Origin of the sequence: Delftia sp. HK171 (genome assembly GCF_001886655.1) — a bacterium.
GTDB lineage: Bacteria > Pseudomonadota > Gammaproteobacteria > Burkholderiales > Burkholderiaceae_C > Comamonas > Comamonas acidovorans.
Genome location: NZ_CP018101.1, coordinates 1,844,391 through 1,860,601 on the forward strand (window position 1 = coordinate 1,844,391; position 16,211 = coordinate 1,860,601).

The 16,211-nt window shown below is 67.8% G+C and carries 13 protein-coding genes; 4 read left to right on the plus strand and 9 right to left on the minus strand.

What is annotated here, in order from left to right; translation table 11 throughout:
• Nucleotides 1-8: 8 nt before the first annotated feature.
• From BO996_RS08320 to BO996_RS08355, 8 genes are all read right to left on the minus strand, one after another.
• Complete coding sequence (locus BO996_RS08320; RefSeq protein WP_071954480.1) at nucleotides 9-692, minus strand: Crp/Fnr family transcriptional regulator; 684 nt, start codon at nucleotides 690-692, stop codon at nucleotides 9-11.
• A gap of 235 nt (nucleotides 693-927) precedes the next feature.
• Nucleotides 928-1,905, minus strand: a complete 978-nt coding sequence (locus BO996_RS08325; RefSeq protein WP_071954481.1) for a DUF6999 family protein — start codon at nucleotides 1,903-1,905, stop codon at nucleotides 928-930.
• Complete coding sequence (locus BO996_RS08330) at nucleotides 1,905-3,857, minus strand: StlD/DarB family beta-ketosynthase (RefSeq protein WP_071954482.1); 1,953 nt, start codon at nucleotides 3,855-3,857, stop codon at nucleotides 1,905-1,907. Before BO996_RS08330 ends, BO996_RS08325 begins: the two co-directional genes overlap by 1 nt.
• Before the next feature lie 15 nt (nucleotides 3,858-3,872).
• Complete coding sequence (locus BO996_RS08335; RefSeq protein ID WP_071954483.1) at nucleotides 3,873-4,808, minus strand: fatty acid desaturase; 936 nt, start codon at nucleotides 4,806-4,808, stop codon at nucleotides 3,873-3,875.
• Nucleotides 4,805-5,551 (minus strand): sterol desaturase family protein, encoded by a 747-nt coding sequence (locus BO996_RS08340; RefSeq protein ID WP_071954484.1) that lies wholly within the window; start codon nucleotides 5,549-5,551, stop codon nucleotides 4,805-4,807. The genes BO996_RS08335 and BO996_RS08340 overlap by 4 nt, the downstream gene beginning before the upstream one ends.
• A 19-nt stretch (nucleotides 5,552-5,570) precedes the next feature.
• Nucleotides 5,571-6,563, minus strand: a complete 993-nt coding sequence (locus BO996_RS08345) for a Bug family tripartite tricarboxylate transporter substrate binding protein (RefSeq protein WP_071957051.1) — start codon at nucleotides 6,561-6,563, stop codon at nucleotides 5,571-5,573.
• 97 nt (nucleotides 6,564-6,660) lie between these two features.
• On the minus strand, nucleotides 6,661-7,605 hold the full coding sequence (rpoH, locus tag BO996_RS08350) for an RNA polymerase sigma factor RpoH (RefSeq protein WP_012203622.1): 945 nt from the start codon (nucleotides 7,603-7,605) through the stop codon (nucleotides 6,661-6,663).
• A gap of 186 nt (nucleotides 7,606-7,791) precedes the next feature.
• Entirely contained in the window at nucleotides 7,792-8,580 is a 789-nt protein-coding gene (locus BO996_RS08355; protein WP_034390686.1) for an IclR family transcriptional regulator, read from the minus strand.
• A 276-nt stretch (nucleotides 8,581-8,856) separates the two neighbouring features.
• On the opposite strand from BO996_RS08355, the gene BO996_RS08360 reads away from it, so the two are divergent.
• From BO996_RS08360 to BO996_RS08375, 4 genes are all read left to right on the plus strand, one after another.
• On the plus strand, nucleotides 8,857-9,834 hold the full coding sequence (locus BO996_RS08360) for a tripartite tricarboxylate transporter substrate binding protein (protein WP_071954485.1): 978 nt from the start codon (nucleotides 8,857-8,859) through the stop codon (nucleotides 9,832-9,834).
• 33 nt (nucleotides 9,835-9,867) lie between these two features.
• Complete coding sequence (locus tag BO996_RS08365) at nucleotides 9,868-10,659, plus strand: enoyl-CoA hydratase/isomerase family protein (RefSeq protein WP_046239522.1); 792 nt, start codon at nucleotides 9,868-9,870, stop codon at nucleotides 10,657-10,659.
• A 4-nt stretch (nucleotides 10,660-10,663) separates the two neighbouring features.
• Nucleotides 10,664-12,766, plus strand: coding sequence for an acetate--CoA ligase family protein (locus BO996_RS08370; protein ID WP_071954486.1), 2,103 nt, complete (start codon nucleotides 10,664-10,666; stop codon nucleotides 12,764-12,766).
• 71 nt (nucleotides 12,767-12,837) lie between these two features.
• On the plus strand, nucleotides 12,838-14,175 hold the full coding sequence (locus tag BO996_RS08375; protein WP_071954487.1) for an MmgE/PrpD family protein: 1,338 nt from the start codon (nucleotides 12,838-12,840) through the stop codon (nucleotides 14,173-14,175).
• Nucleotides 14,176-14,210: 35 nt separating this feature from the next.
• Here the strand turns inward: BO996_RS08375 and acs are convergent, their stop codons facing one another.
• A complete protein-coding gene (gene acs / locus BO996_RS08380) occupies nucleotides 14,211-16,193 on the minus strand; it encodes an acetate--CoA ligase (protein ID WP_071954488.1) in 1,983 nt (660 codons plus the stop codon).
• Nucleotides 16,194-16,211: the final 18 nt, after the last annotated feature.

Here is a 16,211-nt window from a genome sequence, read left to right on the forward strand (position 1 = left end):
ATGGGTGTTCAGCCTCCCATCCCCTGGTACTCCAAATCCTTCACCCCACCCCCACTGATCCTCAACAACACCGCAGGCTGCAGCACGCAGTGCCATCGATCCGGCCGCTCCAGCGCGCCGAGCTGCACCAGGCGCACAAGGCTGCGTGCAATGGTCTCGCGCGTGGTGGCCAGCAGGGCGGCCAGTGCGCCCTGGCTGGGCAGGCGCACGAGCAGGCTTGACTGCAGCACGGCCAGTTGCATCAGGGTGGCGGCCAGCTGGCGCAGCACGCCGGGGATGCGGACGATGTGGGCCCATTCCGCCAGCAGGGCGTTGTTGCAGGTGTAGCTGGTGGCCAGCGCGCGCACGAAGGCGGCATCGACCAGGCCGCGGCGCGTGATGGTGGCGATGTCCACGCAGCAGATGCGCCCCGGGCCCAGGGCCTCGAAGTGCATGGCCGAGGGCTGCTGCAGCCAGCCCGGGCTGCCCAGCGCGTGGCCGTTGCCGAACAGGGCCACGGGCCGCTGCACGCCGTCGCCGCCACGGCGGATGGCCAGGACGAAGCCGATCTTGATCACCTGGAATTCATGGGCGACGCTGCCCTGCGCCTGGAGCTTCTGGCCCTTGGCCAGGCCGCGTTCGCGGATGTGCGGCAGCCATTGCTGGAATGCGGGCTCGGGCAATTGGCCCAGCAGGCAATGGGACGAACGCATGCATTCGCTGCAGCGAACCGCTGAAGGCGTGGAGGACGACGATGGCATGGGGCACGCAGGCTAGGATGCGCCGCAGCCTGGGCGGGCAGACAGCCACCCAGGGCACCGGCAGTGGACCCGGGCGGCGCGCCCCGGGAGAAGCCGTGCAGGCTAGCGGGCTATGCCGTTGAATGCAACGCGATGTAACGCGTTTCGCGCGTGATGGCGGCCATCTGCCGCTGTTTCTTGACCTGGGTCAGACGGCGGCGGTGCTGTCGGCGTTGTTGGCGCTGCCGCTGCCGTCACTGCTGCCACTGCCGTGGGCGCGGGCCGCCTCGCGCATGCGTGCCAGCTCGCGGGCTGGCAGCGGGATGTCGCCGCTGGCGACCTTCATCAGCAGGCAGTGCAGCATTTCGGTGGACAGGCCGTGCAGCACCAGGCGGTGGCCGGCCCGCAGGGTGGACAGGGGCACCAGCGGGTGCTTGTTGTTGAGCATGACCAGGTGCTCGGGCGAGGCGAGGATCTTGGCCGCATAGATAGCCACGGTCTCGTCCAGCTGCAGCGAGTTGCTGGCGCGCCAGAAGTCGTTGTCGGTCAGCAGCAGCTGGTAGACGGGCGTGTAGACCTCGATGGCGCTTTGCAGGTCCAGCAGGTTCAGGCGCCCGCGCGGCATGTCCTCAAGGCGCAGGGGCGGGTTGCGCAGCATGGCGAAGTCGGGCTCGGCCACGGGCTGCAGTTCCTGGCCTGCGGCGCGCAGCGCGTTGTTCAGGCGGATGACGAAGTTGAACAGGTTCAGGTCGTGCCTGAGGAACAGGTCGTCCTTGATGTCGTCGATGCTGTCCGGCTCCAGCGGTGTGGTGGACACGGGCGTGGGCGCATTGGCCGCGACAAAGGCCAGGATCTGCGAGCCCAGGTGGAAATGGCGCAGGATGAGCCAGTTGGCCTCGGGCGAGACGAAGCGGTTCATGCTGAAGGCCAGCAGCCGGTGCAGCAGCCTGGAGTGCGCCCAGTTGCGCGGCAGCAGCACCTTGAGGATCTGGATGAGCACGATGCTGGTGCGTGCCAGCGGCCGCAGGAAGGGCAGTAGGTACTGGCGCGAGCCGCTGCTGCAGTCACGCAGCCAGGCGGCCTTGACGTCGTCGGGCAGCGGCGTGCTCTGGTCCAGGTACAGCGCGCGCCAGGGGCTGGGGTCGCGCTCGTCGTGGGGCGGTTCGATGAAGTCTGGTGGTTGCATCAGTGCTCCTCGGGCAGGACATGCTCGAACTGCATCAGGTACAGCGCCGCCGTGTGGCGCGCGGTGCGCACGATGGCCTGCGCCGCCGTGCCCCCGCTGCCGTCTGTGTCGTCCAGCGCCATCACCATCTGCACGGCCATGAGCCAGCGCTCCAGGTGGTGTTCGTCGTTGGCGCCGTGGTATTCCAGGAAGCGGAAGGCATCGGGCGGCAGCGGCAGGCTGGCGCGCAGCAGCGGCAGCAGGCTGGGCACGATGCGCTGGCCCGTGCCTTCGATGATGTAGATGGCGCCCAGCAGGCCGATCGGATTGGGCGTGGCGGCCAGGCCGTGCAGGTAGGCGTTGAGCGCCTCGCCGCCGGGGTTGCGGCGCAGGCGGGTGAGGTCGGTCTCGGTGCCGCCGGCCTTGAGGTAGTCCTCGTGCAGGATGCGGAAGTCGTTCTGCTCCTCGCCCGCATGCACGTCGATCAGCGCGGCCAGCGCCGCGTGTTCTCCGGTCAGCGATGCCGCGCCCTCGCGCATCCACAGGCTGCCCTCGCGCACCTGGGGAACCCAGTGGCTCATCCAGCGCACGTAGTCGGCGGTCTGCAGCCTGCCTGTGCGTATGCGCTGCAGCAGCGGCGTGCGCCACACGCGCGAGCGGTAGTCCTGCCAGAGGCTGGCCAGTTCGGTCAGCAGCGGCGCCAGCGTGGCCGGGGCCTGGTTCGGGTCGTGGGGCGGGGCGATGGTGGAGACATCGGGCAGCAGGTCCGGGGCAGCGGGAGCTTCGGCGGTGGCACTGCGTGCTGCGGCCGTGGCCGGGGTGGCGGTGGGAGCCTGGGCCGCATCCTCCACTTCCAGCAGCATGTAGCCGGCCGTGAAGCGGCCCGATTCGGGAATGAAGCACAGCACGGTGTCGCCGTGCTTCAGGCGTGCCGATTCCGTGCGCAGGAACTCGGACAGCATCACGAAGATGGAGGCCGCGCCCGTGTTGCCACGCCAGGCCAGGTTGCTCCACCAGCGCTCGCGCGGGATGCCGAGCTGGGCCTTGCCCAGCAGCTCATCGACCACGGGGATGAAGCGCTCGGACGAGTAGTGGCACAGGAAATGGTCGATGCCGCGCTCGGGCACCCAGCCCGTGTGGGCCAGGTGGGCGTATTCGTGGATGCAGACATCGAACAGGTGCGGCAGCAGGCGGATGTCCTGGCGCAGCGACAGCGCGCCTGCGGCCTCGGCATCGCCCCAGGCGGCAAAGTCCAGGTGGCTGGTGGCGCGGTCGGGCGTCAGGCCCAGCTGCATGCAGACAGGGTAGTCGCCCGCAAAGCTGCGCAGGTGCGTCCAGCGCAGCTTCAGGCGCAGGCCCGGCGCCTGGGGCAGGGCCTGCGGGCCGCCCAGCAGCACGGCGCCTGCGCCATCGGACAGCATCCAGCGCAGGAAGTGGGCGTCGAAATCCGTGTTGTATCCCTGGGCCGCGAAGCGCGAGCGCTTGAACAGGCGCGAGGGCATTTCGCTGGCCACGGCCAGGGCCAGCGAGTCGGGCGCACGGTCCACGGCCTGGGCCGCTGCCTGCAGCGCGCCCACGCTGGCGGCGCAGACGCCGTGCACGGACAGGGTCTCCATGGGCGGCGCGGCCATCTCGCCCTGGATCATGTTGGCAAAACCGGGCATGAGCGCATCGCCGCCCGACGAGCCGCTGGCCAGGAAGCCGACATCGCCCAGCGCACGCCCGGCCTGTGCCAGGCAGTCATGGATGGCCTGGGCGGCCATGGCCGTGTTGCTGTGGACGGTGCGGCCTTCGGCGTCTATGGCGTAGTGGCGCTGGACAATGCCGTTCTCGGCCAGGATGCGGCGCTTGAGGCGCTCGGACAGGCGGTTGAGCGGCGCCACGTAGGCATCCATGCCTGCGTTGTCCACGGGTTCACCGGGCAGGAACATGCCTGCGGCATGCAGATAGACGTTGGAATAGGCGACGGGCATGGGTTCAGGGTCGTATCAGTCGTATGTTCCGGGAGGCATTTGCGCACGCGTGCGCGCCGGCGGCCAGACCGTGCCGAGCACGAAGACGCGGGCCATGTAGGGTAGCAGTCCGCCTTCGTTGAGCGCAGGGGCCACGCGCTGGCGATAGTGTTCGCTGTGCAGGCGCGTGAGCTCGGACCAGTGGGCCTGGGGCCGCTCGTGGTGGGCCGTGTGCAGGCCGATGTTGAACAGCAGCGGATTGACCCAGCCCTCGAAATTGCGCGCGTAGTTCAGTGGCGTGGCGCTGTCCAGCCGCTGGCTGCGCGTCAGTGGCCGGCCATCGGCATGGGCGTGCTGCAGGTAGTTGGTGGCCAGCAGCCAGTGCAGGCCATGCAGCTGGGGAACGATCACCAGCAGCAAGGCCTTTTGCCAATCCAGCGACAGCAGCAGCGCCCAGCTGCCCAGCCACAGCAGGTACTGGCCCATGCAGTAGCGAAAGGCGCCGGGCCAATGCCGCCGCAACTGGCCCAGCCAGCGCAGGAACAGCGGGTACAGCACCCAGCCGGCCTGCAGCGGGTGGAGCAGGTAGCCCAGCAGATGGTTGTGGTCGCCGCCGAAGCGGTAGGTGCGCGCCATGTCGCGCGGGCCGTGGCGGAAGCGGTGGTGGTTGGCCACATGGGCGGGCCAGAACACAAAGGTCGGGTGGCCCTGCAGCAGGGTCAGCCAGTAGTCGGTGATGCGGTTGGCCCAGCGCCCGCGCCACATGCGCAAATGCGTGTGGTTGTGGTGGATGACGCCCACGCCCAGCGTGAGGAACAGCTCGATCCCGTAGAGCCACAGGTTCCAGCCGTGCTGCCACTGCCACCACACGATCAGCGGCAGCGCCACCAGATAGGCCAGCGACTGCAGGTCGCGCCAGTGGCGCAGCCGGGGCAGCCGTGGCTGGACGTGGCGAGCAGGCGGTCGGCTCATTCCGTCCTGGGCCGGGCCGTGGCGGGCAGGGCCACGCGCGTGCGCATCAGCCGGTCCATGAAGGCCAGCGCAAAGCCGTAGTTGCCATTGGGCCGGGCATGGTGCAGATGGTGGCGCCGGCTGGCGGCCAGCGCATGCGTGTCGGGCACCCCGGGAAAGAAGTCGTAGTTGGAGTGGCCTATGACGTTCAGCAGCAGGCTGAGTACCGGCACCGAGGCCAGCGACCAGAAACTGAAGTCATGCACCACCATGGGCAGCAGGATGACGTTGCCCAGCATCAGCGCCTCGATGGGATGGAAGCTGTAGGTGGACCACGGCGTGGTGACGATGGAGCGGTGATGGTCACCATGAAAGCGCCCCAGCAGCCGCGTATGCAGCAGGCGGTGGTTGATCCAGAAATGCACATCGTTCCAGATCAGCAGCACCACGATTTCGATGGCAATGCGCCAGGGGCCTGCATCGGGCTCCAGCCGCGCCCAACCCAATTGCAGAAGGCCCCAGGGCACGATCATGCCGATGCCGAAGATCAGCACCGAATGCAGCGACTGGCGCCATTCGCGGCGCAACTGGTCGGGCTTGAGCGGGCGCGTGTCCAGCACGCGGCCCACGCCGCGCCGCTGCAGCCAGCGCGTGAGCGCCGTCATGCCCCGGCCGCCGGCCGTGTACAGCACGCCGAAGAAGAGCAGGCCCCAGGCCATGACCTGCCAGGCGTTGAGTTCGGTGAAGGCTTGGGCAGCGGTCATGGCAGTGTGATCGAGCACGTCATTGCGCGTGGATTCCCTGTTCGCGGATGATGCGGCCCAGTGCCGTCACGTCCTGGCGTATGCGCAGGGCCAGGCCCTCGGGCGAGCTGCCGACAGCCTGCCAGCCCTGGGCGGCCAGGCGTGCACGCATCTCGGGCGAGCGCACGATCTCGCTGACCGCTTCGGCCAGCTTCTGCACATGGGCGGCGGGCATGGCCTTGGGCGCGGCCACGGCGTTCCAGATCTCCAGATCGAAATCCCCCACGCCCAGCTCCTTGAGGCTGGGCAGTCCCGGCGCCAGAGGGCTGCGCGCGGCCGAGGTCACGGCCACGCCGCGCAGCTTGCCGGCCTGCACCTGGGCCATGGCCAGTGCGGGCGGCAGCATGGACAGCTGCAGGTCGCCCCCCTGGATGGCGTTGAACACCTGCGGATAGCCGGGGTAGGGAATGTGTTCGGGCCTGAGCGCGGAGCGGCTCTTGAGCAGCTCCATGCCCAGGTGGCCCACCGTGCCCACGCCAGGGGAGCCGTAGCTCCAGCGGTTGCCGGCCTGGGCAGCGGCCTCCAGGAAGGCCCGGCCCTCGGGCGCGCCGGCCGGAGCCACCAGCACCAGGGGCGCCACGCCGATCAGGCTGACGGGCTGCAGGTCCTTCACAGGGTCGTAGCGCACGGCGGGGTTGAGCAGGCGGGCAATCGTCAGGTTGCCGTTGATCATCACGCTGAAGGTATGGTCGTCGCGCGCACGGGCCACCTGCTCGCCTGCGATGTTGCCACCTGCGCCCACCTTGTTCTCGACGATGACGGGCTGGCCCAGGCGCTTTTCCAGCGGCTCGGCCAGTGCGCGCGCCGTGAGGTCCGGGGAAGATCCTGCGGGAAAGCCGACGATCAGGTGCAGCGGCTTGCTGGGCCAGTTGTCGCCCGCCACGGCAGCGCAAGGCAGCAGGGCCGAGGCCAGGGCGGTGGCCAAGGCATTGGCGAAGAGGCGGCGTAGTGGCGAGATGGCGCTGGCGGGCATGGGGTACGTGGGGGCCGCAAAGGCTGCGGGCAATAAAAAACCCGGAGATTATCCGGGTTTGTCTTGAAGCGGCTTGTCAGCCCAGGCCGTCAGGCCATCAGGCGAACTCGGCCAGGGCCTTCTTCATCTTCTTCATGGCAGCCACCTCGATCTGGCGGATGCGCTCGGCGCTGACACCGTAGACGGCGGCCAGCTCATGCAGCGTCATGCCGCCCGAGCCGTCGTCGTTGACCTTGAGCCAGCGCTCCTCGACGATGCGGCGGCTGCGGTCGTCCAGCGAATCCAGCGCCATGGCAATGCCGTCGGTGGCCAGGTGGTCACGCTGGCGCGACTCGATCATGGCCGTGGGTTCGTGGGCGCCATCGGCCAGGTAGGCGATGGGGCCGAAGGCCTGCTCGCCATCGTCGCTGGGCGAGGGGTCCAGCAGCACGTCGCCACCGGCCAGGCGCGTTTCCATCTCCATGACCTCTTCGCGCTTGACGTTGAGCTTCTCGGCCACGGCGTCGATCTCGCCCGAGGTCAGCGTGTCACGCAGCATGGCGCCGTCCTCGGCCATGGCGGCGTCGGACTTCAGGCCCTGCTTCATGGAGCGCAGGTTGAAGAACAGCTTGCGCTGGGCCTTGGTCGTGGCGACCTTGACCATGCGCCAGTTCTTGAGGATGTACTCGTGGATCTCGGCCTTGATCCAGTGCATGGCGTAGCTCACCAGGCGCACGTTCTGATCGGGGTCGAAGCGCTTGACGGCCTTCATCAGGCCCACGTTGCCTTCCTGGATCAGGTCGCCGTGCGGCAGGCCGTAGCCCAGGTACTGGCGCGAGATGGACACCACCAGGCGCAGGTGGGACATCACCAGACGCCCTGCGGCGTCCAGATCGCTGTGTTCTTTGAGCTTGCGGGCGTAGTCCTGCTCTTCCTCAAGGGTGAGCATGGGCAGGCGGTTGACCGCGGAAATGTAGGCATCCAAATTGCCCAGAGGCGGCACCAGGGCCCAGGGGTTAGCGGGTGCCAAGGTGGTCGCAATGGAGCCGGAGGCGTTTGTCATTGCAGAGTTCCTTTCTTCCATTCCTTCATATTAGCACTCGTTATGACCGAGTGCTAAAGCCAAAGTTCCGTGGGTTTTTCAGACGGTTGCACTCATTTTTGGAGTGCCAAAAGTCGTTTGTGCCTAGTCTGAGCGATTTTTGGAAACCCTGCTTGCCAGCGGTGGGCGCATATTGCTGGGAGAGCATTACAGTTTTTCCAGCAGGCTTTCAATCTGCCGGCCCAGTTGCAGCAAGGCCGGATGCAGCTCCTGCACGATGGCCGGCAAAGGCTCCGTGGTGGAGACGCTGCAGTTCAGGACATAGATGGCATCGGGTGTCACCAGCGGCGTGGCCAGCGCAACCACTTCCGGCTGCCACGATGCGGCGCAGAAGCCTTGGCTTTTCACGGACTTGATCGCCGCCTGGATCTGCTGCTCCAGCGCAGGCCATTGGGCGCCTCTCTTGAGCCTGAAGCTGTCGAGCAAGGCCTTGCGCCTGGCCGATGGCGCCGCTGCCAGGTAGGCACGCCCCAGTGATGTCAGTTCCATGGGAACGCGCTGGCCCGAGACCACATGCCTGAGCACGATCCGGCGGTTGTAGCGGATGGATTCCAGGTAGACCATCTCGTCCCGGTCGGGACATGCCAGGCCCACGTTGATCCTGCGTGTCTCGGCGAGGGTGCGCATCAGGGGCGCCGCAATCGACAGCACCGTCGAGCCTGTGCGCATGGCGTGCGCCAGGCTCAGGACCGCCGGGGCCAGGCGAAAGGCCCGGCTCGGGTGGTCGGCCTGCAGCATGCCGCAGCCCACCAGGGTCTGCGTCAGCCGGGTGACCGTGGCCTTGGACAGGCCGGTGCGTTCCGCCAGGTCGCTGTTGCCCAGCAGTTCCGAGCCGGGCCTGAACGCACGCAGTATTTCGACGCCTCTTTCCAGGGAGCGGTTGCTCGGGGACTGTCCCGGCTTGTCATGGAGGATGGGGGATCGCCTGTTCGTCATGCTGCTGCCGCTGGTGGGAGGACGCGCTTGCCCCGGTGTCGAAAGCTGTGTTCTTCCTGCCCGGGTACGGGCGCCTGATGGAAGCCAAGTATTCCACCGAATGCAAGGGAAATGCAGCCGCAGGCTCTGGCGCGCCCGCTTTGGAGTTTCACTGGTTGGAATATGGGGGGTCACAAGCGCGGTGCGTTTCCCTAAGCTTTCACAAGCCAGTCGCCAGCGTCATCGCAACGCTGGCGCAGTGACCGGACCTCTGTCCATAGAACCAGGAGACACACCATGCCCAGTTTCGCCGCCCGCCGTTGTGCAAGGGCCATTGCGTTCATTGCCGTGCTCGCGACTGTCTGCAGCGCAGCATCTGCAGCCTTCCCGGAAAAGCCCGTGCGCCTCGTCGTGCCCTTTGCGCCAGGCGGTGGAACGGACCTGATCGCCCGCACGCTGGGGGCCGAGATGGCCAAGGACCTGGGCCAGCCCGTCATCGTGGACAACAAGCCCGGTGCCGGCACGATCATCGGCACCGACAACGTTGCCAAGAGTGCGCCGGACGGATATTCCTTGGTCGTGGCTTCGTTCGCGCACGCCGTCAATCCGGCGTTGCAGGCCAAGCTGCCGTACGGGAGCAACAAAGCCTTTGCCCCGGTGATCCTGATCGGCCGCGGCCCCAACGTGCTGGTGGTGCCCGCCGCCAGTCCGTACAAGACGGTGGCGGACGTGATGGCCGCCGCCAAGGCCAGTCCCGACAAGCTGACCTATGCCTCGCAGGGCGCCGGGACTTCGGCGCATCTGGCGGGTGAGCTGTTCGCCAACCTTGCCAAGGTCAGGCTCACCCATGTGCCCTACCGCGGCGCAGGCCCGGCGCTCACCGATCTCATGGGCGGGCAGGTGGACATGATGTTTGCCACGGCGGCGGCGGTATCCACCTTCATCGACAACGGCAAGCTGCGCGTGCTGGGGGTCACCACGGCCGAGCCGTCTGCGGCATTCAAGAACGTGCCACCCATCGCCGTCACCGTCCCGGGCTACCGCGTCGAGAGCTGGTACGGCCTGTACGCGCCGGCCGCCACGCCCGCTGCCGTGATCGATCGCCTGAACGCCGCGGCCCGCAAGGCGGCCCGCTCGCCGGAGTTCGTTCGCAAGTTGGAGCACGAGGGCCTGATGGTCAATGCCGGACCTGCGGCGGAACTGGACACCTATGTGCAGGCCGAGGAAAAGCGCTGGGCGCAGATCGTCAAGCAAAACAACATCCATCCCGATTGATCGCACTGGCTGCGATCGCTTTCAGAGCACGCCATGAACTACGAACTGATCCAACTGAATGTCGCCGACGCGGTGGCGACCCTGACCCTGAACCGCCCCGACAAGCGCAACGCCATGAGTGACGACATGCGCACCGAGTTCATCGATGCCCTGGAGCGCGTGGCGGCAGACAAGGCCATCAAGGCCCTGGTGCTGACAGGCGCGGGCAAGGGATTTTGCGCAGGCGGGGACATTGCCGGAATGCAAAGGCGCATGAATGCTCCCGCGGGCGAGGTGGGCTTCAACGGCTGGCAACGCCAGCAGCGCGTGCACCATGTCCAGGCCCTGCTGCACACCATGCCCAAGCCCGTGATCGCCGCCGTCAACGGCGCGGCTTCGGGCCTGGGGGCAGACACGGCGCTGGCCTGCGACTTCGTGATCGCCAGCGAATGGGCCAGCTTCGCGTGGAGCTATGTGCTGCGCGGCATCATCCCGGACGGCGGCGGCATGTATTTCCTGCCGCGCCGTGTGGGCCTGGCCAAGGCCAAGGAGCTGATCTTCACCGGCCGCCAGGTCAAGCTGCCGGAAGCCCTGGCCCTGGGCATCGTGGACCGCCAGGCCAGTGCCGAGACCTTGGTGGCAGACGCCCAGGCCTGGGCGCGCGAGCTGTCCTCGGCTTCTTCCACCGCGCTGGCATTGACCAAGACCATCCTGAACCAGAGCTTCGAGCTGTCTTCGCACGATGTCTTCGCCCAGGGCAGCCAGGCCCAGGGCATCTGCTACACCAGCAGTGAACACCGCGCATCGGTGGAGGCCTTCCTGGCCAAGACGGCCGGCAAGGAGTGATGCCATGAGCGAAGCCATTGCCAAGCTGCTGTCGCCGCGCAGTGTCGCCGTCATAGGCGCCTCTGCCGACCTGAAGAAAACCACGGGCCGCCCGGTGGCCTACCTGCAAAAGCACGGGTTTGCCGGCCGCATTCTTCCCGTCAATCCGCGCGTGGAGCGCATCGGCGATCTGGCCTGCTATCCCGATGTGGCCTCGTTGCCTGAAGTGCCTGATGTGGCCGTGGTGCTGCTTGGCGCCGAGCGTGCGCACCAGGCCGTCAGGGAGCTGTCGGCGCTGGGCTGCGCGGCAGCCATCGTGCTGGCCAGCGGCTACACGGAAACGGGCGAGGACGGGGCGCACCGCCAGCGGCAGCTGATCGAGGCGGCCGGCAGCATGCGCCTGCTGGGGCCCAACACCATCGGGCTGGTCAACCTGACCGACCGGATCGTGCTGTCGCCCTCGGGCGCACTGGAGATGGACGAGTTCCCCGTCGGAGGCATCGGCGTCGTCTCGCAAAGCGGCGGCATCCTGGGCTCGCTGCTGTCGCGCGCCGCCGCGCGTGGCATCGGCCTGTCCAAGCTCATCTCCACCAGCAACGAAGTCGATCTGGAACTGGCCGACTTCATAGACCACCTGGCCGATGACCCGGCCACCAAGGTGATCGCGCTGTATGTGGAGACGGTGCGCCATCCCGCCAGGTTCCGTGCCGCCTGCCTGAAGGCCGCGCGTGCCGGCAAGCCCGTGGTGGCCTTCAAGATCGGCCGCTCCGAGGCCGGCGCCAAGGCCGCCGTATCGCACACGGGCGCCATGGCCGGTGCGGATCGCATGTACGACGCGCTGTTCCGGCAGGTCGGCGTGATCCGTGCGCACAGCTTTGCCGACCTGCTGGACGTGCCCGCTGCGCTGGCCACGGGCCGCAGGCTGCGCGGCAGGCGCATCGCCATCCTGACGTCCACCGGCGGTGCGGGCACCCTGGTATCGGACGATCTGGGCGTGGCCGGATTCGACACGCCGGCCCCTGACCAGGCGACGGCTGACGCACTGCGTGCGCTGCAGACCGGCAGCGAGGCCGTGCTGGACCGCAACCCCATCGACGTGACCCTGGCGGGCCTGCGTCCCGACCTGCTGCGCGGCGCCATCCATGCCTTGCTGGCAAGCCCGAGCTACGACGCGCTGGTGATCATCGTCGGCTCCTCCAGCTTGGCCATGCCCGAGCTGCTGGCCGGTGCCATCCAGGAGTGCCTCCCCCACTCCGACAAGCCGGTGCTGGCCTACGTCAGCCCGCATGCGCCGGAGATCGGCGCGCTGCTCACGCAACGCGGCGTGCCGGCCTTCGCTGCGGCGGAAAGCTGCACGGCCGCGCTGGCGGGCATGCTGCGCGTCAACGGCTTCCAGGGTGCGCCTTCCGAGCCGGTCGTCGGCAAGGACACCCTGCAGGAACTGGACCTGCCCGTTGGCTGCCTCGATGAAGCGCAGGCCAAGGCCGTTTTCCGCCGTTTCGGCGTGCCGTGCGCGGCCGAGCGCGTGGTGCGCACCGCCGAAGAGGCCGAAGCCGCCGCGCGCGAACTGGGCGGCCGGGTGGTGCTCAAGATCCTTTCGTCCCGGATCACGCACAAGAGCGATGTCGGCGGTGTCGCCGTCGGCCTGACGGCGGAAACCATAGGTGCCCGGTTGGGCGCGATGGTGGACGACGTGCAGGCCAGGGCGGGCGTGCGCCCGGACCGGTTCCTGGTGCAGCAGATGGTGGCCGGCGGCATCGAGCTGATTCTTGGCCTGCACAAGGATGCGCTGGGTACTGCCGTGATGCTGGGCATGGGAGGCGTGACGGCCGAGCTGTTCCAGGACACCACGCTGCGGTTGCTGCCGGACGACGGCTCTCAGCTGGGGGTGCTGAGCCTGTCTGACGCGCTGGAGATGGCCAGGGAGCTCAAGACCTGGCCGCTGCTGGACGGCTTTCGCGGCCGCCCCAAGGCGGATGTCGATGCCTTGGCCGATGCCATCGTCGCGTTCTCTGCAATGGCCGCCCAGCTGGGCGACCGCGTGATCGAGGCGGAGATCAACCCGGTGTTCGTGCTGCCGCAGGGCCAGGGCGTGTGCGCTGCGGATGGTGTGCTGGTTCTGGCCTGAGGGTGCCAGGTACTGCACATTTCTTCCAGAAAAAGACGGCCTCATTGAGGGCCAATCCAAGGAAACCACACATGCATGCGACCGAAGTGTTCGGGCAGTTTGCCGCTCAATACCACCGTACCGAGCTTCCCGAAACCGTCATCCACCATGCCAAGCGTGCCGTGATCGACTGGTATGCCGCTTTGTTCCCGGGGCTGGGCGCGGCCCCTCTTGCACAGTTGGAGCAGGTGCTTGCCGAGGACCTGGACCGCGGCTCCTGCCGGCTTGGAAACGGCCGCATGGCCACGGCGCGGGCGGCGACACTGTTCAACGGTTCGGCGGCCCATGCCGCCGAGGTGGACGACAGCTTCCGCGATGCCATGTACCACCCCGGGGCCGCAACCATTGCGGCGGCGTTGGCGGCAAGCCAGCAGGCAGGGGCCAGTGGCCTGGACTTCCTGCGTGCCGTGGTGCTGGGCTATGAGGTCTCCACCCGCATCGGCGTGACCCTGGGCCGGGCCCACTACCGCTTCTGGCACAACACCGGCACCGTGGGCGTCTTCGGGGCAGCGGCGGCCGCAGGGTATGCGCTGCGGCTGGATGCAGGACAATTCGCCCATGCACTGGCCACGGCGGCCACCTTCTCTGCGGGTTTGCAGCAGGCATTTCGCATGGATTCGATGTCCAAGCCCCTGCATGCCGGTCGCGCAGCGGAGGCCGGCCTGCTGGCCGCGCAGCTTGCGCACCAGGGGGTGACGGGATCGCTGGACGTGCTGGATGGAGAGCTGGGCCTGGGCCGCGCAGTCAGCGACGGACCCGACTGGTCAGACATCGGTGCGACGCTGGGCAGGGACTTCCACATCACCCGGCTCACCTTCAAGAACCACGTCGGCTGCGGCCATACCTTTGCGGCCATCGACGCCGCACTGGCCTTGCGCAGCCAGCATGCCCTGCGGGCGGACGACATCTGCAGCGTGGCCGTGGCCACCTATGGCCCGGCCCTGGATATTGCCTGCTACACCGATCCTGCGACGGAAAACGAAGCCCGCTTCAGTCTTCGTTTCGTGGTGGCCACGGCCCTGGTCCATGGCAGCGTGCGGCTTTCGGCGTACACCCCGGAGCGCCTGGCCGATCCCGCCGTTCGCGCGATGCTCGAGCGCGTCCAGGTTGCGGTGGACCCGCAGATCGACCGGGCCTTCCCTGGCAAGAGATCGGCGCGCGTGGAAATCGTCACCTGGGATGGCCGCCGCCATGGCTGGTTCCAGCCGGACCGCAAGGGCGATCCCGAGCTGCCTTTGTCGGATGGGGCGCTGGAGGACAAGTTCATCGAGCTTGCCGCGCCCGTTGCCGGCGAGGGACGTGCCCGGCAGCTGCTTTCCAACATCTGGGAGCTTGAACGGGCGGGCTGCCTTGCAGGCCTCGCAGCCTGACAAGGCTGCATTGCTTGTGGATTGCAGCCTGGCCTTCAGCAGGCCTGTGACAGCTGCTCCAGGATCGCCGGGTTCTCCAGGGTGGAGGTGTCCTGCACGATGGGCTCGCCGCGTGCAATGCTGCGCAGCAATCGCCGCATGATCTTGCCGCTGCGGGTCTTGGGCAGGTTGTCGCCGAACCGGATGTCCCTGGGCTTGGCGATCGGCCCGATCTCCTTGGCCACCCACTCCCGCAGCAGCCTGGCGATGTCTGCCGCCTCGGCGCCGCTGGGCCGCGAACGCTTGAGGACGACGAAGGCGCATATGGCCTCTCCCGTCGTGTCATCGGGCCGCCCCACGACGGCGGCCTCCGCCACCAGGTCGGTCATGGCCACCAGGGCGGACTCGATCTCCATCGTGCCCATGCGGTGGCCGCTGACGTTGAGCACATCGTCGATGCGGCCGGTGATGGTGAAGTAGCCGGTGCGCGCATCGCGGACCGCGCCGTCTCCCGCCAGGTAGTAGCGGCCCTTGAATTCTTCGGGAAAGTAGCTGGCGACAAACCGCTCGGGATGGCCCCAGATGTTCCTGATCATGGAGGGCCAGGGGCGCTTGATCACCAGGATGCCGCTGTCGCCCCAGGGCAGCTCGTTGCCGGCCTCGTCCACCACGGCGGCGGCAATGCCCGGGAAGGCCAGCGTGCAGGAGCCGGGCACCAGGTCCGTGGCTCCGGGCAGCGGCGTGATCATGTGCCCGCCCGTCTCCGTCTGCCAGAACGTATCGACGATGGGGCAGCGGCCCCCGCCCACCTGCTCGTGGTACCAGTGCCAGGCAGCGGGATTGATCGGCTCGCCCACGGACCCCAGGATGCGCAGGCTGCCCAGGTCGTAGCGCGCGGGATGGACCTGCGCATCGGCGTCGGCGGCCTTGATCAGCGAGCGAATGGCCGTGGGCGCCGTGTAGAAGACCGTCACCCCATGGGCCTCGATCATTTTCCAGAAGCGTCCCGCGTCCGGGTAGGTGGGCACGCCCTCGAACACCACCTGCGTGGCGCCCAGCGCCAGCGGGCCGTAGGCGATATAGGTATGGCCGGTCACCCATCCGATGTCCGCCGTACACCAGAAGACATCGGAGGGCTGCAGGTCGAAGGTCCAGGCGCAGGTCACGGCGGCATGCAGCAGATAGCCTCCCGTGGCGTGCTGGACGCCCTTGGGGGTTCCGGTGGAGCCCGAGGTGTAGAGCAGGAACAGCGGATGCTCGGCCTGCACCCATTCAGGTTCGCAGACATCGCTCTGGGCTGCGGTGATTTCTTCAAGCCACAGGTCCCGGGGCTGGTGCATGGCGATGGCGCCGCCCGTGCGCCGTGCCACCAGCACGTGGCGGACCTGCTCGCAGCCGGGCTGGGCCAGGGCCTCGTCCACGATGCTCTTGAGGGGCAATTGCCGTCCTCCCCGCACTTGCTGGTCTGCCGTGATGACGGCGCAGGCCCCCGTGTCCGCGATGCGGTCGCGCAGCGCCGTGGCGGAGAAGCCTCCGAACACCACGCAGTGAATGGCGCCTATGCGTGCACAGGCGTGCATGGCGGCCACGCCGTCAATCGACATGGCCATGTAGATGACGACGCGGTCGCCCTTGCCGACGCCCAGGCTGCGCAGGGCGTTGGCCAGGCGATTGACCCGCACAAGAAGCTGCGCATAGGTCACCTGCGTCACGGCGCCGTCATCGGCTTCGAAAATGAGGGCCGTGCGCTCGCCCAACCCCCGCTGGATGTTGCGCTCCAGGCAGTTCCAGCTGGCGTTGAGCGTGCCGTCATTGAACCATTCGTAGAACGGGGCGCGGCTTTCATCGAGCACGCGCGTGAACGGGCGCTTCCACGCGACGAACTCGCGTGCGAGCCGGCCCCAGAACGCCTGGGGGTCGGCGTCCGCCTCCGCGACGAGCCGGTCATAGGCGGCGCGCCCGCTCACGCGCGCATTGCGGGCCAGCTCTGCAGATGGGGGATAGGACGGTGCAAGGGACGGTGCAAGGTCTTGGCTCATGGTGGTTGTCTCCTGGGT

Excerpts from the sequence above, each read along its gene's own strand:
- BO996_RS08320 (WP_071954480.1), bottom strand. The coding sequence starts at position 692 with ATGCGTTCGTCCCATTGCCTGCTGGGCCAATTGCCCGAGCCCGCATTC.
- BO996_RS08325 (WP_071954481.1), bottom strand. The coding sequence starts at position 1,905 with ATGCAACCACCAGACTTCATCGAACCGCCCCACGACGAGCGCGACCCC.
- BO996_RS08330 (WP_071954482.1), bottom strand. The coding sequence starts at position 3,857 with ATGCCCGTCGCCTATTCCAACGTCTATCTGCATGCCGCAGGCATGTTC.
- BO996_RS08335 (WP_071954483.1), bottom strand. The coding sequence starts at position 4,808 with ATGAGCCGACCGCCTGCTCGCCACGTCCAGCCACGGCTGCCCCGGCTG.
- BO996_RS08340 (WP_071954484.1), bottom strand. The coding sequence starts at position 5,551 with ATGACCGCTGCCCAAGCCTTCACCGAACTCAACGCCTGGCAGGTCATG.
- BO996_RS08345 (WP_071957051.1), bottom strand. The coding sequence starts at position 6,563 with ATGCCCGCCAGCGCCATCTCGCCACTACGCCGCCTCTTCGCCAATGCC.
- rpoH (WP_012203622.1), bottom strand. The coding sequence starts at position 7,605 with ATGACAAACGCCTCCGGCTCCATTGCGACCACCTTGGCACCCGCTAAC.
- BO996_RS08355 (WP_034390686.1), bottom strand. The coding sequence starts at position 8,580 with ATGACGAACAGGCGATCCCCCATCCTCCATGACAAGCCGGGACAGTCC.
- BO996_RS08360 (WP_071954485.1), top strand. The coding sequence starts at position 8,857 with ATGCCCAGTTTCGCCGCCCGCCGTTGTGCAAGGGCCATTGCGTTCATT.
- BO996_RS08365 (WP_046239522.1), top strand. The coding sequence starts at position 9,868 with ATGAACTACGAACTGATCCAACTGAATGTCGCCGACGCGGTGGCGACC.
- BO996_RS08370 (WP_071954486.1), top strand. The coding sequence starts at position 10,664 with ATGAGCGAAGCCATTGCCAAGCTGCTGTCGCCGCGCAGTGTCGCCGTC.
- BO996_RS08375 (WP_071954487.1), top strand. The coding sequence starts at position 12,838 with ATGCATGCGACCGAAGTGTTCGGGCAGTTTGCCGCTCAATACCACCGT.
- acs (WP_071954488.1), bottom strand. The coding sequence starts at position 16,193 with ATGAGCCAAGACCTTGCACCGTCCCTTGCACCGTCCTATCCCCCATCT.